The 21,224-nt window shown below is 64.8% G+C and carries 24 protein-coding genes and 2 tRNA genes; 9 read left to right on the top strand and 17 right to left on the bottom strand.

The genetic code is table 11. The features are described 5' to 3' along the window. Positions 1-76: 76 nt before the first annotated feature. Entirely contained in the window at positions 77-274 is a 198-nt protein-coding gene (locus U1H99_RS23745) for a hypothetical protein (protein WP_323144174.1), read from the top strand. Positions 275-290: 16 nt separating this feature from the next. Here U1H99_RS23745 and U1H99_RS23740 read toward each other — a convergent pair whose 3' ends face one another. Next, positions 291-656 carry a hypothetical protein gene (locus U1H99_RS23740; RefSeq protein ID WP_141828904.1) on the bottom strand — a complete coding sequence of 122 codons (366 nt, stop codon included), beginning with the start codon at positions 654-656 and terminating at the stop codon, positions 291-293. Between the two features lie 77 nt (positions 657-733). Beyond that, positions 734-874 carry a hypothetical protein gene (locus U1H99_RS23735; protein WP_185748463.1) on the bottom strand — a complete coding sequence of 47 codons (141 nt, stop codon included), beginning with the start codon at positions 872-874 and terminating at the stop codon, positions 734-736. A 208-nt stretch (positions 875-1,082) separates the two neighbouring features. On the opposite strand from U1H99_RS23735, the gene U1H99_RS23730 reads away from it, so the two are divergent. Beyond that, positions 1,083-1,262: a hypothetical protein gene (locus tag U1H99_RS23730; protein WP_323144173.1), complete on the top strand. Its 180-nt coding sequence runs from the start codon at positions 1,083-1,085 to the stop codon at positions 1,260-1,262. Between the two features lie 15 nt (positions 1,263-1,277). Here the strand turns inward: U1H99_RS23730 and U1H99_RS23725 are convergent, their stop codons facing one another. Next, positions 1,278-1,478, bottom strand: coding sequence for a hypothetical protein (locus U1H99_RS23725; RefSeq protein WP_323144172.1), 201 nt, complete (start codon positions 1,476-1,478; stop codon positions 1,278-1,280). Between the two features lie 80 nt (positions 1,479-1,558). Further along, positions 1,559-1,738, bottom strand: coding sequence for a hypothetical protein (locus U1H99_RS23720; protein ID WP_323144171.1), 180 nt, complete (start codon positions 1,736-1,738; stop codon positions 1,559-1,561). Positions 1,739-1,879: 141 nt separating this feature from the next. Between U1H99_RS23720 and U1H99_RS23715 the strand changes: the two genes are divergently transcribed. Next, positions 1,880-2,812, top strand: coding sequence for an alpha/beta hydrolase family protein (locus U1H99_RS23715; RefSeq protein WP_323144170.1), 933 nt, complete (start codon positions 1,880-1,882; stop codon positions 2,810-2,812). 12 nt (positions 2,813-2,824) lie between these two features. On the opposite strand, the gene U1H99_RS23710 is transcribed toward U1H99_RS23715, so the two are convergent. Further along, positions 2,825-3,130 carry a 2Fe-2S iron-sulfur cluster-binding protein gene (locus tag U1H99_RS23710; RefSeq protein WP_323144169.1) on the bottom strand — a complete coding sequence of 102 codons (306 nt, stop codon included), beginning with the start codon at positions 3,128-3,130 and terminating at the stop codon, positions 2,825-2,827. A gap of 132 nt (positions 3,131-3,262) precedes the next feature. On the opposite strand from U1H99_RS23710, the gene U1H99_RS23705 reads away from it, so the two are divergent. The 3 genes from U1H99_RS23705 to U1H99_RS23695 all read left to right on the top strand — a co-directional run bounded on the left by U1H99_RS23705 (position 3,263) and on the right by U1H99_RS23695 (position 5,784). Beyond that, positions 3,263-4,420, top strand: coding sequence for a L,D-transpeptidase family protein (locus U1H99_RS23705; RefSeq protein WP_323144168.1), 1,158 nt, complete (start codon positions 3,263-3,265; stop codon positions 4,418-4,420). A 42-nt stretch (positions 4,421-4,462) separates the two neighbouring features. Then, entirely contained in the window at positions 4,463-5,173 is a 711-nt protein-coding gene (locus tag U1H99_RS23700; RefSeq protein WP_323144167.1) for a M23 family metallopeptidase, read from the top strand. Between the two features lie 248 nt (positions 5,174-5,421). Further along, complete coding sequence (locus U1H99_RS23695) at positions 5,422-5,784, top strand: hypothetical protein (protein ID WP_323144166.1); 363 nt, start codon at positions 5,422-5,424, stop codon at positions 5,782-5,784. Between the two features lie 169 nt (positions 5,785-5,953). Here U1H99_RS23695 and U1H99_RS23690 read toward each other — a convergent pair whose 3' ends face one another. From U1H99_RS23690 to U1H99_RS23665, 6 genes are all read right to left on the bottom strand, one after another. After that, positions 5,954-6,595, bottom strand: coding sequence for a PEP-CTERM sorting domain-containing protein (locus U1H99_RS23690; RefSeq protein WP_323144165.1), 642 nt, complete (start codon positions 6,593-6,595; stop codon positions 5,954-5,956). A gap of 217 nt (positions 6,596-6,812) precedes the next feature. Next, positions 6,813-8,645: a M4 family metallopeptidase gene (locus U1H99_RS23685; RefSeq protein WP_323144164.1), complete on the bottom strand. Its 1,833-nt coding sequence runs from the start codon at positions 8,643-8,645 to the stop codon at positions 6,813-6,815. 139 nt (positions 8,646-8,784) lie between these two features. Beyond that, positions 8,785-9,360 (bottom strand): hypothetical protein, encoded by a 576-nt coding sequence (locus U1H99_RS23680; RefSeq protein WP_323144163.1) that lies wholly within the window; start codon positions 9,358-9,360, stop codon positions 8,785-8,787. A gap of 9 nt (positions 9,361-9,369) precedes the next feature. Further along, complete coding sequence (locus tag U1H99_RS23675; RefSeq protein ID WP_323144162.1) at positions 9,370-10,563, bottom strand: zinc-dependent alcohol dehydrogenase; 1,194 nt, start codon at positions 10,561-10,563, stop codon at positions 9,370-9,372. Positions 10,564-10,788: 225 nt separating this feature from the next. Further along, complete coding sequence (gene ypfJ / locus U1H99_RS23670) at positions 10,789-11,670, bottom strand: KPN_02809 family neutral zinc metallopeptidase (RefSeq protein WP_323144161.1); 882 nt, start codon at positions 11,668-11,670, stop codon at positions 10,789-10,791. A 15-nt stretch (positions 11,671-11,685) separates the two neighbouring features. Further along, complete coding sequence (locus U1H99_RS23665) at positions 11,686-11,871, bottom strand: hypothetical protein (protein ID WP_323144160.1); 186 nt, start codon at positions 11,869-11,871, stop codon at positions 11,686-11,688. 179 nt (positions 11,872-12,050) lie between these two features. On the opposite strand from U1H99_RS23665, the gene U1H99_RS23660 reads away from it, so the two are divergent. After that, the gene (locus U1H99_RS23660; RefSeq protein ID WP_323144159.1) at positions 12,051-13,022 is read left to right on the top strand and encodes a methyltransferase; all 972 of its coding nucleotides are present in this window, start codon (positions 12,051-12,053) and stop codon (positions 13,020-13,022) included. Between the two features lie 17 nt (positions 13,023-13,039). On the opposite strand, the gene U1H99_RS23655 is transcribed toward U1H99_RS23660, so the two are convergent. Continuing rightward, entirely contained in the window at positions 13,040-13,480 is a 441-nt protein-coding gene (locus U1H99_RS23655; protein ID WP_323144158.1) for a hypothetical protein, read from the bottom strand. Positions 13,481-13,702: 222 nt separating this feature from the next. Here U1H99_RS23655 and U1H99_RS23650 point away from each other — a divergent pair, with 222 nt between their 5' ends. Then, complete coding sequence (locus U1H99_RS23650; protein WP_375341641.1) at positions 13,703-15,058, top strand: protein kinase; 1,356 nt, start codon at positions 13,703-13,705, stop codon at positions 15,056-15,058. A 308-nt stretch (positions 15,059-15,366) separates the two neighbouring features. On the opposite strand, the gene U1H99_RS23645 is transcribed toward U1H99_RS23650, so the two are convergent. From U1H99_RS23645 to U1H99_RS23625, 5 genes are all read right to left on the bottom strand, one after another. Then, positions 15,367-15,456, bottom strand: a tRNA-Ser gene (locus U1H99_RS23645). 314 nt (positions 15,457-15,770) lie between these two features. Continuing rightward, positions 15,771-15,860, bottom strand: a tRNA-Ser gene (locus U1H99_RS23640). 86 nt (positions 15,861-15,946) lie between these two features. Next, on the bottom strand, positions 15,947-17,236 hold the full coding sequence (gene serS, locus U1H99_RS23635; RefSeq protein ID WP_323144157.1) for a serine--tRNA ligase: 1,290 nt from the start codon (positions 17,234-17,236) through the stop codon (positions 15,947-15,949). Between the two features lie 77 nt (positions 17,237-17,313). Further along, entirely contained in the window at positions 17,314-18,612 is a 1,299-nt protein-coding gene (locus tag U1H99_RS23630) for a glycosyltransferase (protein WP_323144156.1), read from the bottom strand. Continuing rightward, on the bottom strand, positions 18,609-19,925 hold the full coding sequence (locus tag U1H99_RS23625) for a lipopolysaccharide biosynthesis protein (protein ID WP_323144155.1): 1,317 nt from the start codon (positions 19,923-19,925) through the stop codon (positions 18,609-18,611). Before U1H99_RS23625 ends, U1H99_RS23630 begins: the two co-directional genes overlap by 4 nt. A gap of 187 nt (positions 19,926-20,112) precedes the next feature. On the opposite strand from U1H99_RS23625, the gene U1H99_RS23620 reads away from it, so the two are divergent. Continuing rightward, complete coding sequence (locus U1H99_RS23620) at positions 20,113-21,195, top strand: right-handed parallel beta-helix repeat-containing protein (protein ID WP_323144154.1); 1,083 nt, start codon at positions 20,113-20,115, stop codon at positions 21,193-21,195. Positions 21,196-21,224 lie beyond the last annotated feature (29 nt).

Genomic DNA, 21,224 nt, shown 5'->3' with positions numbered 1-21,224 from the left:
TAAACGACATCGTTCTTCTAAAATTGGCGTTTTTGACCTATTGTCAATAGCCGCACGGAATAAAATGAGAGATACGATGAACGCCGACACCGCCACCCTGGAGCAGCGCAAGCCGCGCACTGACATGCGCACCCGCGACCTGGTCAACCAGGCCGTGGCTTCGGTCCCGAGCCTGGGCCTGCAGCGTGCCGCGGAATTCCTGGCGGCGATGAATGTACCGGCCGAGATCGCCGTGCGCACGCTGGTCTATCCCCACCGCCGCCGCAACGCCTGAGCGACACAGGACGCGTCTAGCGCGGCTGCGGCTCCTGGGCGGCGATGTCGGCCAGCGATTCGCGACCACGCGCGGTGAGCGTGTAGCCACCTTCTTCGCGCGCGGCAATGTGCGACTTGCGGCTCAGGAACTGCACCACGTCGTCATCGATGGCGGCGGACGGATCGGCGTCGAGCGCGCGCAGCGCCTGCACGCAGCGGCGCAGGAACAGCACTTCCTGCCCCTTGGGCGTCAGCACCAGGGTGCCGTTGCGCTCGTACTGCGCCATCTTCAGGCCCGAGAGGCGCTTGGCATTGCGCCCGATGCAGGGGTTGGTGCGCGTACCGCGGCGGATCCATTCGAGGGCGTCGTATTCGTCGCCCGTCAGTTTTTCGTTCTTCATTACGGCTTTCTACGGAAACAAGCCCGCCATGGTAACGTCAGCGGGCTGGTCCGGCAACCTGCAAACTGCCCGGCCGCTCAGCGGAGGGCACGGCGCGCAAACCACACGAGGCCGGCACCGGCCAGGACGCCCAGCGTCAGCGCGGCCAGTTGTACCTGGCGCGAATCGAGCAGCGAGTTGCGGCCCAGGTAGATCTTGTTGTGCAAGGTGGTGCTCATTGCGGCTTTCTCCTCCAGTAAATGGCCAATAAGCCATTATAAAAACTCCGTCGCCGGCTTGTGTGCGCTGACGTACGAATATTGCATATTTTATCCATTCAGCAAGACTTCCGTCGCACGCATTGCGCATACCGTGACATCTATTGCGCGCCGGTTGCTGCGATGGACTGTTAGGATCAGGTCAACATGACAACGCAAGGAGCAAGCCATGAACACCTCGATTCCAAAACCCGACCCGGCCGCCAAAGGCAGCGGCATGCTGCATGAATCCGACATCGGCAGCGGCGAACGCTCGCCAGCCCAGCATGAAACCGATCAGATGATCAAGGAAATCCCGCCGCTGCACGGCAAGCTGCCGGATGACAAGGACGCACCAGCCAAGAGCTGATGCCTGTCCTCCCCGTCAGGCTGCCTGGGCGGCCTTGACGGGTGCCGTCGGCGCATCGGGCTCCTGCACCGGTGCGCGCGACGGTGCCGGCACATCGTCCGGATCCGGGCTCGGCGGCGGCGAATCCGGATTGGTCGGATCCGGGGATTCCGGGTCCGGCGTCGAATGGGCATGGATGCCGGCGTATTGCGGCCACCCTCGTTCTTGTAGGCTCATCTTCGTCCCTCCTAAATAAAACGCGGCAGCATGACGGCGCACTGCCATGCTGCCGGCGCACTCACGATTGCTCGATAGGGTCAGTGGTTCTGCTTCTGCTTGGCACCACCGCCGGCGCCTTCACCGGTGCTGGCCTTGACGCGCGACTTGTTGTCGTGGCTGCTCTTGTCCGCCTTGCCGGCGCGCTGCTTGGCCAGGTCTTGTTCAGACTGATTGTCGGACTGCTTGTTCTGGGTACCGCTGGATTTCGACTGGGTCATGGCGTTCTCCTGTGTGTGAAACCGTTGACGTTTTGCGCAGACTAGCATGGAAGATCGGGAGCGGTTTTCAATCGTGCGCGGCTGCTGTTCCTGGCGCCCCGCGATTGGTATAGTTGCGTTTTGACACCCTGGAGTCCCCCCATGCCGCGCCCCACCGCTTCTGCCCGCGCCCTGCTCCTGAGCGCCTGTCTTGCCGGCGCGGCGCCGGCCATCGCCGCCGACAGTGCCGCCGGCGCCCCGGTCCCGGCCGTACCAATGAAACTGGCCGGCTACATGGCCCTGAGCGGCCCGGCGCCGAGCGTCACCTTCGCCTACGGCAGCGCGCCTTCCCAATACGCTGAACTGTTCCTGCCGCCCGGCAAAGGTCCGTTCCCGGTGGCGGTGCTGGTGCACGGCGGCTGCTGGACGAAGGAATTCGGCGGCATCACGCAGCTGCGCAATATCGCCGGCGCACTGGCGGCGCGCGGCATCGCATCGTGGAACGTGGAATACCGCCGCGTCGACGAAGCCGGCGGCGGCTACCCCGGCACCTACCAGGACATGAATGCGGCGCTCGACACCCTCGCGGCCCAGGCCGGACGCTACCCGCTCGACCTCGAGCGCCTGGTGGCGGTCGGCCACTCGGCCGGCGGCCAGCTGGTGCAGTGGATGGCGGGCCGCTTCCGTGTCCCTGCGACCAGCCCGCTGCACCCGGCCGGCACGCTGCAGGTGCGGCGCGTGGTCAGCCTCGGCGGCCTGGCCGACCTGCGCCGCGAAGCGGCCCTGATCGAATCGAGCTGCGAGCGCACGACCGCGCAACTGGCCGGCAACCCGAGTGCCACCCGTCCCGACGTGTTCAGCGACACCAATGCCGCCGAGCTGCTGCCGAACGGCAGCCGCACGATCCTCGTCACCGGCGAGCTGGACAAGGTATCGCCGCCGCGCGTGGCGCACGCGTACGCGCAACGCGCCCGCGCCGCCGGCGATGCGGCCGAGGCCGTGATCCTGCCGGGCGCCAGCCACTACGACGAGGTCGCGGCCAGCTCGGCTTCCTGGCCGCTGGTGCTGCAAGCGATCGAATCGTCCCTGAAATAATCCGTCCTGGCCTCAATCGGGCCAGTTGATTTGCCTGGCCAGGCGCTGTTCCAGCGTCAGGTCTTCCAGCGCCACCGCGATGCATGGCAGGATAGTGCCGTCGCGTTTTTCTTCCAGGGACAAACCCGGCCATTCGACCAGGTGGCGCACCCGGCCCGCGCCCTCGGCCACGCGGCAGATGCAGGTGCGGCAGGTGCCGTTGCGGCAGGAACTGGGCAGCTCGAAGCCGGCCTGTTCGGCCGCGCGCAGCAGCGGCGTGTCGGCGTCCGCCTGGAAGGTCCAGCCGGACGGCTGGAGGGTGATGGTCGATGTCGGCATGTGTCGATTGTAGCCCCATCCATGCCGTGGCGGCCTGCGCCGGCCTGCCCAATCTTGGGTTCGTTCCCGCACAGACCATGCTTGAAGGCAGCTTTAGCCTGAAACTTCCGAAGCAAGAACAGCAGGTGCCCCATGAAGAATCAACATCTTTCCCTTCTCGCCGCCCTCCTGGGCGCGACCCTGTCCGCTGGTGCCCAGCCCGTTACCGCAACCCAGCCCGCAGCAAAGAAACAGCCCACTGGCATGACGGCGCCGGCCGCCGCGCCCATGGCCAAGCCGGGCTACACGGCGCCCACCGCGCAAGCCACGCTAGTCCCTGCCACGCCCGCCCCGGCAGCGGCGCAGGACAACCCATCCGCACAGGCACCCGCCGCCGCGGTGACGACTGCCGCGGTAACGACCGCCGCGGTAACGACCGCCGCACAGGATCCCGCCGCCAAACAAGCTGAATTCGAGCGCCTGCTGCGTGCCCAGGTGCTGCTCGACCGTGCCCACTTCTCGCCCGGCGAAATCGACGGCGCCTTCGGCTCCAACATGCGCCAGGCCCTGTCCGGCTTCCAGAAAGCGCGCAATCTGCCCGTTACCGGCAAGCTGGACGAGGCCACCTGGAACGCGCTGAACGCCGACACTGCCCCTACCCTGGTCAGCTACTCGCTGGCCGAGGCGGATGTCGCCGGCCCGTTCCGGCCGATTCCGGAAGAGATGATGGACAAGGCCAAGCTGCCGGCGCTCGGTTATGCGACCCCGGCCGAAGGCCTGGGCGAGAAATTCCACGCCAGCCCGGCATTGGTGGAAAAGCTAAACCAGGGCAAGAACCTCGGCCAGCTCGGCACCCAGATCGTGGTCCCGAACGTGGTCGGCACGCCGCCGCTGCCGCCGGCCGCGCGCGTGGTGGTCTACAACGACGCCCGCATCCTGACCCTGCAGGACGCTTCCGGCAACCTGCTGGCCCAGTACCCGGCCTCGACCGGCAGCGAACACGATCCGCTGCCGATCGGCGAGTGGAAGATCCAGGGCGTGCTGCGCAATCCAACCTACCACTACAACCCCAAGCTGTTCTGGGATGCCAAGGAAGGCGACAAGAAGGCCACCGTGCCTGCCGGTCCCAACAATCCGGTGGGCGTGGCCTGGATCGACCTGTCCAAGCCGCACTACGGTATCCACGGCACCCCGGTGCCGGGCATGGTGGGGAAAACCGAGTCGCACGGCTGCATCCGCCTGACCAACTGGAGCGCGGCCGAGGTGGCGGGCCTGGTCAAGGCCGGTACCCAGGTCGTGCTGCAGGATTGATGGCGAAACCGGTTCGGATATAGATATAACAAGGAGAATGCGATGAGATGGCTGATGACCTTTTTGCTGGGCATCGTGGTCGGCGCCGGTGGCCTGTTCGTCTGGCTGCGCCAGGTGCCGCACGACACGGCCCCTACCGTGGCCGCGAATACCGGTTCGCTGCCGGCGCCGGCGGCGGGGCACAACCTGGACGGCCAGCTGCCGCCGGCGCCCAAGGTCATGCCCGATCTCACCGAACTCGACTTGCCGCTGCGCCCGGGTACCATCGACCAGTCGGCGGCGCCGGCACAATCATCCGCAACGCCATCCGCACCAACGCTGCCGGCCGGCAAGCTGCTGGTGCCGGTCGACGGCATGGCGCTGAGCCAGATCCACGACACCTTCGACCAGCCGCGCGGCAACGAACGCCACCACGAGGCACTCGACATCATGGCGCCGAAAGGCACAAAGGTGGTGGCGGCGGCCGACGGCAAGATCGCCAAGCTGTTCACCAGCAAGCCGGGCGGCCTCACTGTCTACGTGTTCGACCCGAGCGAGAAGTACGCCTATTATTATGCGCACCTCGACCGCTATGCCGATGGCTTGCAGGAAGGCGCGACGGTCAAGCGCGGCGACCCGCTCGGCTACGTGGGCGTGACCGGCAATTCCGATCCGAACGCGCCGCACCTGCACTTTGCCGTGTTCGAATTGACGCCCGAAAAGCAATGGTGGAAAGGTACGCCGGTGAATCCCTTCCCGCTGCTGGGCCAGTGAGGTGCGCCTGCACTTCGACCACCATGTAGTGCCATGAACGGCACTCCAGCAAAATAAGCTGATATCCCGGCCCAGGCTGGGGATCAGGTCCGGCACAGTACCTCTCCGCAGGTGTGCACCCCGCGCCTCACAAGCCATCCTCCCGACATCTTTGTTGCGGCAGAATTTCCCAAGTGCATGTATACTGGCGGCAATACTTACCGTGTGACACATTGATCGCACGATGTCCTGACTTGCCAGATTTTCCAATGAAATTACGTAACCTTGCCGTTTTCCTGGGTGGCTACCTGGTAACGGTACTTGTCCTCGCCCGTCTGTACCACAGCTTTTCCGGGACTGCCTCGATCGACATCATCGCCACCTGCACCGCCATTGCCCTGCTGATCGGCTTCGGGGCCGGCACCTCGGAAACAGCCGCCAGGCATGCGACCAGCTTCTCGCTCGCCTCGTTCTGTGGTGCGCTCACGATCCTGCTGTCGTTTTCTAACGGCAAGGCCGGCATGGCCTTCGTCGCCCTGCCTTATGTGTTCCACTGGACTGCCGCTACGAGCATCGGCCTTTACGCGGCCCGGCTCTGCCGGACTACCCTGAACGCACCGGTGGCGCAGTAAGGCGCGTCAACAGCCGTGCGACACGGCTGGACGGTGTCCGGTCGCTGGCCGCAGTCTGCATGCCAACCTGCGCCTTCAATGAAAACACCCTGCGGGCCAGGGCTTCGCAGGGTGCGGGAACTTCGCCTCGGCCTCAGGCAGCGGCCTTGTCGAACCGGGACTACATGAATCAGGCGCGCTTGCGGCGGGCCGCGGCAGCTGCGCCGAGGCCGCCCAGCGCGAGCAGGGCCAGGCTTGCAGGTTCAGGCACTTCGGCGGCGGCGATATAGGTCGGCACGCGGTGCGGGACGAACTCTGCATAGCCACCGAGCGAATCCAGGGCGCTGGCATAGCTCGGCGCAATGGTGCCGGCGCTCACGGTGCCGGTCAGCGAACCCGAGAACGGCAGGAACTGCAGGCCATTGCCCGTATGGAACAGGAGGCTTGCCGAGTACTGCGTAGAGTAGCTGTATGTGCCATTCGCTGCGCGCGTGATGTCGAAGCGGAAATTCGCATAGCGATCGCTCCCGAAGTTATCGAAAACAGCGAAGCTGGTCGGTCCGCCATCGCGGAAATACGTCCATTCCGAAGTGATGGTATCCACACCTTCCGCCCCCAGGGGCTGAACGTTGAAGCCGAAGGTGTAGGCTGTCGGCGTGCCCGCGATCGGCACCGTCAACCGGTAATCCGCAATCGACTGATCGTCATCATGCTGGACGACATAGCCACTGATCGGGCCGGTAAAGTTATATTGAATGTAGCCTGCGGAGGCGTTCAGTGAGAACAACGCGGTGCAAGCAAGTGCCAAGACTTTTTTGAACATGATGGTCATGAGGTTGGTTGATAACGCAGGGTTATATCAGCAACTTGCGTGCCATCAAAAAAAGTGCAATTTAATCAAATACTTAAAAAAAATTCACATTGTTCAAATAATTTTTTGTAAATATTTCCGACAATACAAGATGTCGGTCGAGCGTCCTCCATATTGCCGAGCCAGACCGGTAATGAAAAAGCCGCCCGCAGGCGGCCCTGGTCCGGCACCGTCGGTTTCATTCGTCGACATCGGCCCCGACATTGATCGCAGCATACGCCCGCTGCACCGCAACCGACTCCTTGCTTCCCTTCCCGTACAACTCGTCGGCCGACTCGATCATCTTGGCACGCGCATCCGCATAGTTGGTGCTCGACGTGAACTTGGTCGTGTTGGCCTTGAACCAGATCCGGTAGGCCTTGTCGAGGCCGATACCGCTCATGGCCGCCGGCGTCTTGACCAGGTATTTGCTGTAGTAGTCGCCGGTCTTGTCTTCCTTCGATCCCTGCGCCAGGAAATAGAACATCCGGTTGTTGGGACCGCTGCTGTAGTGGACGTCGAGGCGCTTGATCGAACTGCTCCAGGCGTCCGGACTGCTGCCGTCCTTGCTGGGGCGGTACATCCAGCGCAGCGGCGTGCCGCTCTTGCTGATTTCCTTGCCCAGCATCCAGTCGTTGCCGGTGGCCGGAATGCTGTCGCCCTTGCCGCCGGCGCGCGCATAGGCCTCGACCGCTTCGCCGTTGATGTCCGAGCTCGATTCGTTGAGGCCGCCGGATTCGCCCGAGTAGGTCATGTTCGAGGTGGCGGCGGTGACGCCGTGGCCCATTTCGTGACCGATCACGTCGATCGAACCGAGACTGTTGAAGCTGGAGCCGTCGCCGATGAACATGCAGCGGCAGGTGTCGCTGTAATAGGCATTGTCGTAGGCGGTGTTGACGTGGGCCGCGATGTAGGTCGAGGTATTGTGGCCGTCGAGCGAGAGCCAGTTGAACACGTTTTTCAGCGTGTCGTAGGTGTTCATCAGGCCCCACATCGCGTTCACCGCGGCGGTCTGGCCGTTGGCGTCGGTGGTGGAACCGCCGGCGACGTACTGCTTGCCGTCGCCCCAGACGTTGTCCGCGCCTTCGCTGAGGTAGACGTTGCCGGCGCTGGTGCCGTGATTGGCGTTGGTGATCGCCATCGCACCGAAGGTGCCGCCGGTGCCTCGGGTGTCGTCGATCATCTTGTACTTGCCGTCGGCCAGCGTGGTGTTGATCGGCACCTCGCCGTTGTACTGGCTCTTGCCGACGCCGATCACGGTCTGCAGCATGTTCCACTGGTCGAGGATGCGGCCGTCGCGCGCGCTGACCACGGTGTCGTGGTAGAGCGGTTTCTCGCCCACGTGCATGCGGGTGTGCACCAGGTAGGCCAGTTCGTAGTGGTCGACGACTTCCTGCACGTCGAGCGCATTCAATTCCTGCTCGGGCTTGTCGACCGCGCCCTGCACGCGCTCGGTACGCATCACCGGATAGATGATCAGCTCGGCGCTGGGCGGCGCCACGTGGCGCGCTTCCGGCCCGAGCGACGCCAGCGCGGCGTCGATCGCGGCCTTCGAGGAAATGACCGGGACCACGCTGAAGTCACTGCCCGGTGCGGTGTTGGCCGCGACCATGCCGGCGCTGTTTGCATGGCTCAATCCGAGGCGGCGTTCGGAAGCGGATTCCGACCGGATGCGGCCGCCGCCGTCGAGCACTACCACCGATTCCGAACCGAACACGCGCACGCCCTTGTAGGTGTGGGCCATGCGTGCGACCTGGGTGCCCTGTGGCCCGGGATGCTGGGCGACGATGGCGAAGCCGTGGCGCGCATCCAGGCCGCGTTCGGCGCGGCGCGCCTCAAGCTGGGCCAGCAGCGCGGCGCGCGACTGCGGGGTCACTGCCACCGGGGCGCTCATCGTCAACGGGGAAGCCGGCGACGCTGCGCGCGGGGCGGCCACTGCGGCGGTGCTTGCGGCGCTGACCGCGGCCAGGGAGCAGGCGCCCAGCGAAGCCAGCAAGTTCGGCAAGGACAGCAAATTGGTGCGCTTGTTCATCTCGTCTCCATTCGGTAGGGGTGACCACCAAACTATGGACGAGCTCGCTTAAAGGGACTTGCTCAAGCGCAAAGGCCCCCACGGCGGTGTTGTACCACGGTGGGGGTAGCGTAAAACTGTGCTACAGGGATCGTGCCGCTTACCGCTCCTTGCGGCGCATCAGGTAGGCGACGGTGCCGACCACGGCGCCGGCGATCGCGACTTTCTTCACCAGCCCGGCCTTGTTGTACTGCCACTCGGACTTGATGCCCATCTCGGCCAGCACGTTCGGTACCTTGCCTTTGGCTAGGTCCTCGACCACGCCTTCGACCACGTTGACGCGGTCGGCTCCCAGCAGCAGCAGCCAGTGGCGCATGTCGTTTTCCGACCAGCGGAAAGCGGCGCGCCGCATCGCCCCGGATAAACCGCTGGGTGGCTGGGCGGTGCCGAAGATCGGCGTGATGCCTGGACGCTCGGTCGATACCAGCACTTCGACGTTCTGCTCCTGCTGGGTCACCTTGCCGCTGGGTTCAGGAATGAAACGCGGCGGGGTCCGCTCCATCGGCACGCCGGGCCGGTCCTTACGGTCGAGATCCGCGCCCCACCCATTGATGTGGGCCAGTTGCTCGCGCGTCGGGCGCGGCGGCGCTTCCGGATAATCGTTCTGAAACTTGTCGGTGTGGCCCGTATGGTGGTGCTGGTGCGAATGCGGATCGACTTCGTGCGATGTTTTCATGCTGACTCCTTAACTCTGTGCGTGCTGTGCGCTGGACTTGACGGTCTGGACCTCGCGGGCCGATGGCGGAATCAGGACGGTCTTGATGCACTCGTCCAGCTTGCTTGAGAAAATGTGATAAGCATCCGACACTTCTTCCAGCGGAATGCGGTGCGTGATGATTTCCTTCGGATTCAGGCGGCCGGCACGGATGTGTTCGATCAGGCGCGGCAGGTGGCGCTTGACGCTGGCCTGGTTGGCGCGGATCGTCAGTCCCTTGTTCAAGACATTGCCGACAGGGACAGCGTTGAAGGTCGGGCCATACACGCCGACGATCGACACGTTGCCGCCTTTTCTCACCGAGTTGATCGCCCAGTGCAGCACGATCGAAGAGCCGGCCTGAGCCTTCATCAGGCGGCCGGTCAGCGTTTGTGCGATTGAACCCGCGGCATCGCCGCCGACGCAATCGATGGTGACGTCGGCGCCCATCCAGTCGGTCATCTTCTTGATGTGCTCGGCCATGTCGTTGACCTCGCGGAAGTTGACCACCTCACATTGGGCGTAGCGCTTGACGAATTCCAGGCGGTAGTCGACTTCGTCGACGACGATCACGCGTCCGGCGCCCATCAACCAGGCCGACTTGGCGGCCATGATGCCGATCGGGCCGGCGCCGAAGATGACGACGGTATCGCCTTCCGAGATGTCGCCCATCTCGGCCGCCTGGTAGCCGGTCGGCACCACGTCGGTGAGCAGCACGGCGTCTTCGTCGTGGATATCGTCCGGGATCACCATGGGGCCGACGTCGGCCATCGGCACGCGCACGTATTCGGCCTGGCCGCCGTTGTAACCGCCGGCCGTGTGTGAATAACCGTAGATGCCACCGACGGCCGTGGCTTGCGGATTCGTATTGTGGCAATTGCCGTAAAGCTCATGTTTACAGAAGAAGCAGTTACCGCAGAACAGGTTGAACGGTACCAGCACGCGGTCCCCCACCTTCAGGTTCTTGACCTCGGACCCGATATCGACGACTTCACCGATGAATTCATGGCCAAAGGTATGGCCGACGCGGGTATCGGGCACCATGCCGTGGTACAGGTGCAGGTCCGAACCACAGATACACGCACGAGTCACGCGCACGATGGCATCGCCCGGGTGTTCGATGACGGGATCGGGCTTGTGGTCGGCGCGGACGCGGTATGGCCCGCGGTAGTTCATTGCCAGCATATAGTCCTCCTGAAATTGATCGACCGCAGATGAGTCGGCCTTTGCAGTCACGTTATGACAAAATCATGACGAAGGCGATACGCGCACGGAAATGAATTCCACATTTTTGAACAATAATTTAACAACTGCAGGTATTTGTTTTTAAAAGGAAATTTATTTATAAATAAATTTTCCAAACGAAAACGGCCGCGCAATGCGCGGCCGTTTTATGTCGATTACAGGTGATTACAGCTGGCGTGCTTCAAACGTATTGCACTGTTCGACCGAGCCGGAATCGAGGCCTTTCTTGAACCAGCGCATACGCTGTGCCGAGGTACCGTGGGTGAACGAATCCGGCACGACTTCGCCGCGCGCCTGGCGCTGCAAGGCATCGTCACCGATCGCGCTGGCGGCAGCCAGGGCGGATTCGACGTCGCCGTCCTGGATGATGCGCTTGGTCTCGTCGGTGTGATTGGCCCACACGCCGGCGAAGCAGTCGGCCTGCAATTCCACCCGTACCGACAGCGCATTGCCCTGGCTCTCCGACAGCTGCTGGCGTGCGTTGTCGACCTTGCCGGAGATGCCCAGCAGATTCTGCACGTGGTGGCCGACTTCGTGCGCGATCACATAGGCCTGGGTGAATTCGCCCGAGACATGGAAGCGCTGCTGCATCAGCTTGAAGAAGGACAGGTCGATGTACACCTTGCGGTCGGCCGGGCAATAGAACGGGCCCACCGCGCTCTGGCCGGTGCCGCAGCCTCCGGTACCGGTGCGGCCGGTGTACAGGACCAGCACCGGCGGCTGGTATTTGGCGCCGTTGGCCTGGAAGATCTGGCCCCAGGTGGTTTCCGTATAGCGCAGCACGGTCCTGACGAACTGGCTTTCGCGGTCGGTCGCGGGCGGCCCCGAAGGTGCCTGTTGCTGCACCTGGGCGGGCGAACCGCCGCCGCCCGACAGCACGTTCAGGATGGTGCTCGGCGAAACGCCGAAGAACCACGACCCCAGCAGTGCCACCACGACGGCGCCGATCCCGAGGGAACCGCCACCGAGACCAAAGCCCCCGCCGCCACCGCTGTCGCCGCGGCGGTCTTCCACGTTGCTGCTCTGTTCATCGCCTTCCCAACGCATACCGTCTCCTTCGTGTCAGCGCCCTGGCGCGCGCTTCAGATTCACCACACTCATGTTCTCGCGCGCATCCTTGATGCGGAAGTCCTCGTCGACGGCCAGTCCGGCTCGTTGTTCATCGTTGCGCGAACGTTCGCTGCGCTCGCGTTCGACCTCGCGCTCCACGCGCGCCTGTTGGGAAACCTTGGGCATTCTCGTCGTCATGACTATCCTTTTCGATCCGGACCGGCCTCCTCCAGCCAATCCACGTGCGAAGTATGCCACTACCACGCCGGCGGGTCTGTTCGCACTTGCACATAGCATGTTAAATCTGTGACATCACATCGATCCTTATGTGCGCTGGCGTACGGAGTGGCCCAGATAGGTACGACATGCTCCATCGCATGGCTCTCCACATCGCTTCCACCGCTGCCCTTGCCGACCTCGGCGCACTCTTGCGCGCCCGGGATTACCGCTTCATCACGGTGACGCCGGCGACCCACCGCCGCGTCAACCGGCGCCCGGAGAACGAATGGGCAAGCGACTTGCGTGGCGTGCTCGGCTGGAGCCGGCCGTTCCGGGAGGGCGTGCTGCCGCCGGATATCGAAGCCTTGCTGAACGAAGCCGGCCTGCTCGCGGATTGCCGCAATGGACAGATTCGCGGACGGCGTGCGCTGGTGCGGGCCTCGACCATCGGCGACCGCCTGTATTTCCACTCGGCCTGGCCGACCTCCGACGACGACGCCGTGTTCTTCGGCCCCGACACCTACCGCTACGCCGCCGCGATCCAACGCGCGCTGGAGTCGCCCTCACTCGGCCGTCCGCGCAGCGACATCCGGCGCGCGGTCGACATCGGCTGCGGCGCCGGCCCGGGCGCGATCGAACTGGCGCTGCAATGCCCGCAAGCGACCGTCTACGGCGCCGACATCAGCCCGGACGCGCTGGCGCTGGCCGCGGTCAACGCCGGCATCAACGGCGCGGGCCAGCTGGTGACCTGCCGCAGCAACCTGCTGGACGGCGTGGACGGCAGCTTCGACCTGGTGATGTCGAATCCGCCCTTCATCCTCGACCCCGACCAACTACCCTACCGCCACGGCGGCGGCGAACATGGTGCCCAGCTGTCGATCGACATCGTGCGCACCGCACTCGAACGCCTGAACCCGGGCGGCAGCCTGTTCTTGTATACCGGGATCGCGATCGTGGACGGCGAAGACCGCTTCCTGGCCGCCATCCGCAGCATGCTGGACGAGGCCTGCAGCGCCTGGGCCTACGAAGAACTCGACCCCGACATCTTCGGCGGCCAGCTCGGCTGCGACGGTTACGAGAACGTCGAGCGTATCGCGGCCGTCTGGCTGCATGCGGTCAAGCGCAGTTAGTCCTTCGCGGTGAGTCCTTATTTGCCGCTGGTAGCGTTGATGGCTTTCTCGTGTTCGCCGAGGCCGACCGCCTTGTAGTCATAGGTCGGATAGAACTCGGTGCGATAGGCGCCCCAGGCCGTGTCTTCCAGCACGCGGTTGACTTCGCGCAGGCGCGACGCCGGCAGCCGCACCGTGATCACCTGCCCGATCCCCATTGCCACGGTCCAGCTCACCACGTCGACGCCCTGGGGCGGAAAGGCTTTATAGAAACCCTGCTTGGCCAGCTGCGCGTTCAGTTCGGCCAGCGGGCGCGACTGATCGTGCTTGAGGAAGATGGTGAGCAGGATGGCGTTGTCCGGCGTGGCGGCTGCCGTGCCGCTGCCGGGGGCGGCGACGGTCTGGGCCTGGACAGTGGCCGTGTAGGCAAGACTTACTGCGAAGAGCGTGACGATGCGAGCGAAGCGGGTGGCGATCATGGGCGGGCTCCTGGTAGGTTGACAGCTTGGCGCGTTGGCCGTCGACAGTGAGCCTATCGACGTCGCCTCGCATGGGCGATACGTACATTATCAATTATTTAAGCCTTGCGTCATTTCAAACTTTCGACGTGCGATTTCACGCATGCCGACGGCCCGGTCAGGTACACGTTCAGGCGAGCATAGGGTGCGGCCAGGTCCGCCAGGCGTCCAGGACAGTAGAATATGGCGTTTTCTGCCCTTCAGCTCTCCATGCACACACTGGAACAACTACGCAGCGGCGCACTGGCCGGCACGGTCCGCCTTCAACTCGCTTGCGGCCTCACGGAATTCCCGCCCGAAATCTTCGACCTGGCGGACAGCCTGGAAATCCTGGACCTGTCGGGTAACGCATTGTCCACCCTCCCCGAAGACCTGCCGCGCCTGCACAAGCTGCGTGTCCTGTTCTGCTCGAACAACCGGTTCACCCTACTGCCTGCGGTCCTCGGCGCCTGCCCGGCGCTGAGCATGATCGGCTTCAAGAGCAACCGCATCCGCGAGGTGCCGGCCGCTGCGTTGCAGCCCGCACTGCGCTGGCTCATCCTGACCGACAACTGCCTGACCGCCCTGCCGCCAACCATCGGCCATTGCACAGGACTGCAAAAGCTAATGCTGGCAGGTAACCAGCTGGGCGCCCTGCCCGCGGAGTTGGCGGCCTGTACCGGCCTGGAATTGCTGCGCATTGCCGCCAACCGGCTGACGGCGTTGCCGGCCTGGCTGCTCGCCATGCCCCGGCTTGCCTGGCTGGCCTACGCCGGCAATCCCTTCAGCGCCGCGGACGAGGCGGCGGCTGCGGCGGAGGCGACACCGGACCCGATCGCATGGCCTCGCCTGGAGATGGCGCAGCGCCTGGGCGAAGGCGCGTCCGGCGTGATCCATGAAGCCGTGTTGCGGCAGACAGCGCCGCACGGGGACACAGCCGCTCAGCCGGTGGCGGTCAAGCTGTTCAAGGGAGCCATGACCAGCGACGGCCTGCCGCGCTGTGAACTGGCCGCCTGCCTCGGGGCAGGCAGCCACCCCAACCTGATCCCGCTGCTGGGCGAGGTGATCGGCCATCCCGACGGCCTGCATGGCTGCGTGATGGCGCTGATCGATCCGGACTTCCGGAATCTCGCGGGTCCGCCCAGCCTGGCAAGCTGCACGCGCGACGTCTATGCGGCCGGCAAAGCGTTTTCGCAGACAGCGCTGCTGCGGCTTGCCCACGGCATCGCGGCGGCGGCCGGGCACTTGCACCAACGCGGCATCATGCACGGCGATTTATATGCGCACAATATCCTGCATACCAGCCGAGGCGATGCCTTGCTGGGCGATTTCGGTGCGGCTTCGCTGTATGCGCCGGGCGGCGCGCAGGGGGAAGCGCTGGAGCGGCTCGAGGTGCGGGCTTTTGGCTTGCTGCTGGGGGAATTGGTCGAACGTTGCGCTGATCTGGATGCTTCCGTGCTGGCGCGTCTGGGGGAGCTGCAGGGGCGTTGCGTGCAGCCTGTTCCCGGGGCACGGCCGGTGTTTGAGGATGTTGCTCGGCAGCTAGCTTTGGAGCTTTAGGCGTTGCTGGCTGTTGGCTGAAGCCGGGTTCGGTTCAAGCAAGACAAAATTGGATCCCGACAGGGTCCTCGATGCTGGCGGTTTCTTTGGCGCTGCTAGGTTGGTGGCGTTTTGTTCGCGCTGCCGGGTTGCCGGCGTTTGGTATGCGCTTCGCGCGCCGTCCGCTTGCGCGGACGGCAGAGTGGCGATTCGGGCGGTTGGCGCAAGCATGCGCCAGACCTTCGAATCCCAACGCGAGGCGCGCAGGCGCCCCGCTCACTCTTCGCCAAAAACAAAAGGCTCCCCGAAGGGAGCCTTTTGTTTTGTTTTGGCGGAGAGGGTGGGATTCGAACCCACGGTACGGTCACCCGTACGCCTGATTTCGAGTCAGGTACATTCGACCACTCTGCCACCTCTCCTGGTAACCGGTCGCTTGCGTCGCGAGAGGCCGTATTATAGAGGGTGGTTGAGAATGTCACAAGGGTATTGTTTTTTGGGTTTTGGGTGCGGTGGGTTGATGGGCTTCTGGCGGTTGATGGGCCGTTGGCGGATTTAGCACCACTGCTGTATGCGCTTCGCGCGCCGTCCGCTTGCGCGGACGGCAGAGTGGCGATTCGGGCGGTTGGCGCAAGTATGCGCCAGACCTTCGAATCCCAACGCGGGGCGCGCAGGCGCCTCGCTCCCTCACCGCCAAAACAAAAAGGGCCCCCTTGCGGGAGCCCTTTTCTTTTTTTGGCGGAGAGGGTGGGATTCGAACCCACGGTACGGTCACCCGTACGCCTGATTTCGAGTCAGGTACATTCGACCACTCTGCCACCTCTCCTGGTAACCGGTCGCTTGCATCGCGAGAGGCCGCATTATAGCAGCCCTGCACGAAAACGGAAGAGCTATTTTGCCAACGGGCGCCGGTCAGGCCGACAGGCGCTCCAGGCCACCCATGTAGGGGCGCAGGACTTCCGGGACCACGACGCTGCCATCCGCCTGCTGGTAGTTTTCCAGTACCGCGACCAGGGTGCGGCCGACGGCCAGGCCCGAGCCGTTCAGGGTGTGCACGAGTTCCGGCTTGCCCTGGGCGTTGCGGAAGCGGGCCTGCATGCGGCGGGCCTGGAAGGCTTCGCAGTTCGACAGCGACGAGATTTCGCGGTAGGTGTTCTGGGCCGGCAGCCAGACCTCGAGGTCGTAGGTCTTGGCGGCGCCGAAGCCCATGTCGCCGGTGCACAGCGACATGACGCGATAGGGCAAACCGAGGTTCTTCAGGACGGTCTCGGCCTGGCCCACCATCTCTTCCAGCGCCTCATACGATTTTTCCGGATGCGCGACCTGGACCAGCTCGACCTTGTCGAACTGGTGCTGGCGGATCATGCCGCGGGTGTCGCGGCCGTAGCTGCCGGCTTCCGAGCGGAAGCACGGGGTATGGGCGGTGATCTTGATCGGCAGCTGGTCGAGCGCCACGATCTCGTCGCGCACCATATTGGTCAGCGAGACTTCCGAAGTCGGGATCAGGTAGAAGTTCTCGCCCTCGCCTTCCGCGCCACCCTTCTTGACCGCAAACAGGTCTTCTTCGAACTTCGGCAGCTGGCCGGTGCCGCGCAGCGAGTCGGCGTTGACCATGTACGGGGTGTAGCACTCGGTGTAGCCATGCTGTCCGGTGTGGGTGTCCAGCATGTACTGTGCCAGCGCGCGGTGCAGGCGCGCCATGCCGCCTTTCATTACCGAGAAGCGCGAGCCGGTCAGCTTGGTCGCGGTGTCAAAATCCAGGCCCAGCTTTTCGCCGATGTCGACGTGGTCCTTGGCTTCGAAATCGAAGCGCGGCGGCGTGCCGACGCGGCGCACTTCGACGTTGCCGCTTTCGTCGGTACCGGCCGGCACCGATTCGTGCGGCAGGTTCGGCACCGACTCCATGAAGCGCGCCAACTTTGCCTGCACGTCGGCCAGCGCCACTTCGTTGGCCTTCAGCTCGTCGCCGAGGCCGCCGACCTGCTTCATGACGTCGGTCGTGTCTTCGCCTTTGCCCTTGAGCATGCCGATCTGCTTGGACAGCGTGTTGCGCTTGCCCTGCAGTTCTTCGGTGCGGGTCTGGATCGCCTTGCGCTCTGCCTCGAGGGCGTTGAATGCGGCGACGTCGAGCTGGAACTTGCGTGCGGCCAGGCGCGCGGCGACGTTGTCGATGTCTTTGCGGAGGAGTTGGATGTCAATCATTATAGGTTTGGGCCAGGCGGAGTAATCGAAATCACAATTGTACCAAGCCGGGCGCCGGTGGCGAGGCGTTTCGCCGATTACGGAATCGATAGCAGATCGGGGGTAGTGCGATCGCTTTCGCCCTGGCCGGATGCCAGCGTGCGCGCAAAGCCTCCGTAGTTCGCGGCCGCGTCGAAGTGGGTTTCCCAGTGCAGGCGTGCCGACTTGCGCCAGGCGCGCGCGGCGCTACGGTCGCGGAAGCGCAGCATGGCGGCGGCGATCGTGGCGACGTCGGCATCGGCATGGATCAGCACGCCATTCGCAGCGTTGACGATCTCGGCGGTGCCACCGACATCGGTGGCGATCATCGGGATGCCGGCCGCGCCGGCTTCCATCAGGCTGACCGGGATGCCCTCGGTATCGCTGACGTTGACGATCGCATCGAAACCTTCGTCGCGGTACACCGCCATCAGTGCCGGCTGCGTCAGGTAACCCTTGAACACGGCCTGCCCGCGGGCGCCGAAGGCGGCGAAGGCGTCGGCGGCCCGGGCGCGCACGGCATCCAGCAGCGGGCCGTCACCGACATGGGTCCAGCGCACCTCGAGCGTCGGGTCCGCCGCCAGCAGGTGGGCGATGGCGTCGACGATCAGGTGCAGGCGCTTGCCGGGCACGGCGAAGGAGCAGGACACCAGCGACAGCGGCCCGCCGGGCGGCTGCACGTTCAGGAAACCCGGGTCGGCGACACCGAGCCGGGCCGTGTGGAACTTGGGCGCAAGGACGGGAAAGCGCCGGTTCAGGTAACGCAGGCCGTCTTCGGAAATCGTGTAGATGGCGTCGATGCCGGCCACGATGCTGCGCCGCAGCCCGGCGTACCCGCCCGGCTTCAGATATTCGTAGAGGTCGCCGCCGTGGGCGCGGCAGACGATACGCACCGGACTGCCGCCGGCCTTGCGGAAAGCCAGCGCGCCCTGGATTTCCGGCAGCAGCCAGTAGTAATAAATGAGGTCGACGCCCTCTCCGGCCCGCTCACGGTCCGCCAGGAAGCGTTCGAACATGCGCGCCCGGTACAGCGCGCGCACCAGTTCCTTGAGACTGTCCAGCTTGCGCGGCCCCGCCAGGACGCTACCGAGGTCGGCAACCCAGCGGTAGCGCAGCAGCGCGGCCAGCAGCGCGCCGGCGACACGCGGCAGCCGCAAGGCGCCCCAGCGCGCATCGGCATAGGCCAGGTCGACGCGCTGGCGCACCGGCCGGGCCGCGCCGCCCGGCTCATAGAAGATCGGCACCAGCTCGATGTTACCGAAGCACTGCGACAGATGTTCGAGTTCGGCCGCCACGAAGGCTTCGCCGGTGCCGTAAGGGTAGAGCGAGGTCACCATCAGCAGGCGCTGCGGCTTCATCGCGCGCCCTCCGCGCCGGCGGCCGCGATGCGCTCGGCCATGATGCGTCCGTACATCGTGATGGTGAACACCGCCGTGACCGTGAACGCGACGCTCGACGCCAGCGCCGCGCCCGGCATGCCGAACACCGGAATCGCCAGCAGGCAGCCGCCGCCGTTGAGGGTAAACGACAGCAGCGCCCCCTGGATGTTGACCCGTTGCAGGCCCATCCCGGCCAGGGAATTGGACACCACGCTCATGTAACTCCAGGTAATGATGCCGGGCAGGAGGATGACGAAGGGCAGCACCGAGCCGGCATAGTCGCGGCCGAACACCCAGGGAATCGCGACCACCGACAGGCTGCCTGCCAGCACGCCCCCGGCCAGCGTGATCTTGAATACCGAGAGTGCGATCTTGCGCACCATCTTCTGCAGGGCGGCCGGCGTGCTGTTGTGCGCGGCCGATTCCGGGAACACCACCACCGTGGCTGCGCTGGCGATCATCCACAGCACTTCGGCCAGCTGGATCGACAACGCATAGCGGCCGGCCGCGGCGGGGTCGAGCAGGAAGCTCACCAGGTACAGCGCCACCCGGTAATTCAGGAAGGTGATCACGTTGCTCAGGTGGGCGCGCAAGCCGAAGGCGATCGCCGTCCCCAGTTTCAGGCCCGGGGCCGGTCCGGATGCCGCCGGTGCGCCATAGCGGCGCACCCGCCACTCGCTGACGAGCCACAGCGCCGCCTGGCTGAGGATATGGCAGGCCAGCACCGCTGGCACGCTGACCGCACCGAATGCGCCCAGCAGCAGCACGCCGGCACAGAACACCAGCGGCTGGGTCAGCGCAGTCTTGTTGTAGGTGGCGTAATCGCGCGCACCCTGGATCAGCGCCGACGTCCAGGCGGCCAGCAGCATCATCGGGAACAGCAGGCTGGCGTACAGTGCAGTGCGCTTGGCGGTGCCGGGCAGGTAGTGGGCGATGGCGCCGTCGCCCGCCAGCAGCAGCACCAGCACGGCCGCGGCCCACAGCGCCAGCGCCAGCGCCCAGTTCATGCGGCGCATGGTGCGCGCGCTGCCGGTCCCGCTGCTCATGTGGAACACGTGGCTGGGACCGAGGCCGAGGTTGAGGAAGGCGTACAGGCTCTGCGGCAGCAGCAGGGCCGTGACCAGCAGGCCGTTGTCATGGGCGCCGAGCTGGCGTGTGGTGACCCACAGCGCCACGAAGTACAGGCCGCTTGAAACGACCTGGCGCAGCAGGGTCGAGCCGATCGCGGCCGACAGGTCGAACCGGGCATCCGGGGTGCGGCCGAGAGCAAGCGAGGCCAGCAGGCTTTTCATGTGGGTCATCATAAGTGAGCCATTATCGGGTGCCGCTGCAGCCCGGACCTGTGCCCGATCAATGCACGGCTCGCATGGCAAATCGGCGGCCGTCTCGCGCCAGCGCAAGGTCATGCAGCGTGGGTTCGGATAAGGTCGCAAGGTCGTTGCCGCTACTTCAATAGAGACAATCGCCCGGAGGACCGCCGTGCGCGCCCTGCCCTGCCTGCTCATGCTGTGTATGCCGTGTGCCTGCCAGGCGCCTGGCGGCACTGCCGCGGCCGCCGCCGGCAGCGGGCGCACGCTGTGGGTGGCGCCCGGCGGCGACGACGCCAATCCGGGTACGCGGCGCGCGCCGCTGCGCACACTGGGTGCAGCGGCGGCACGGGCTGCCGGAGGCGCGGCCGGCACCACGGTACAGGTCGCGCCGGGGGTCTATCCGGAAAACGTCAAGACCACCGCCAGCGGGCGTCCCGGCGCGCGTGTCCGCTACCTCTCCACAGTCAGATGGGGTGCGCGCATCATCGGCAACGGCACCGAGGCGGTCTGGATCAACCACGGCCGCCACGTCGAGATTGCCGGCTTCGATCTCAGCGGCAGCGGGCGCATCGGGCTGCTGAATTATGGATCGTGGGTACGCATGCGCGACAACCACGTGCACGACCTGCAGGTCTCGGGCGGCTGCACCGGGGATGGCGGCGGCGGCATCGTGAACGCCAACTACAAGGGTTCGCATGGCGAGATCGTCGGCAACGTGGTGCACGACATCGGCGTCCCAGGTGCCTGCCAGGGCGTGCACGGTATCTATTACTCGAACCTGCACGGCCGCATCGAGAACAATATTGTTTACCGCGCCGCGGCCTGGGGCATCCATCTATGGCATGCCGCCGACCAGGTCGTTATTACCAATAACACCGTGTTCGCCAACGGTTCGGACAGGATCGGCGGCGGCATCGTGGTCGGTACCGGCGACAGTCCCGGCGGCATGAGGCTGACCGGAACCCGCATCGCCAACAATATCGTCGCCTGGAACCCGCGCGCGTCGATCCAGCAGTACTGCAATCCCGACGAAGCCTGCATCGGTGCCGGGAACGTGGTGGCCGACAATGTGGTGTATGGCAACGGCCTAGGCATCCAGATGCGTGTCGGAAAGGCCACCGGCACCATTGCCGACGATCCGCACTTTATCGACTTCCGGCCCGATGGCAGTGGCAATTATCTTTTGAAACGGAATTCGCCTGCGCTTGGCTACGGGGCCGCAATCGATCTCGGCACCGATTCGAAACACTGATCCATTCCATACCTGCCTTTCATCACGCC

This window comes from Massilia phyllosphaerae, assembly GCF_034659755.1.
GTDB classification, from domain to species: domain Bacteria; phylum Pseudomonadota; class Gammaproteobacteria; order Burkholderiales; family Burkholderiaceae_D; genus Telluria; species Telluria phyllosphaerae.
The sequence above is the reverse complement of the archived record's forward strand: the minus strand, read 5'-3'. Positions and strand labels throughout refer to the sequence as shown.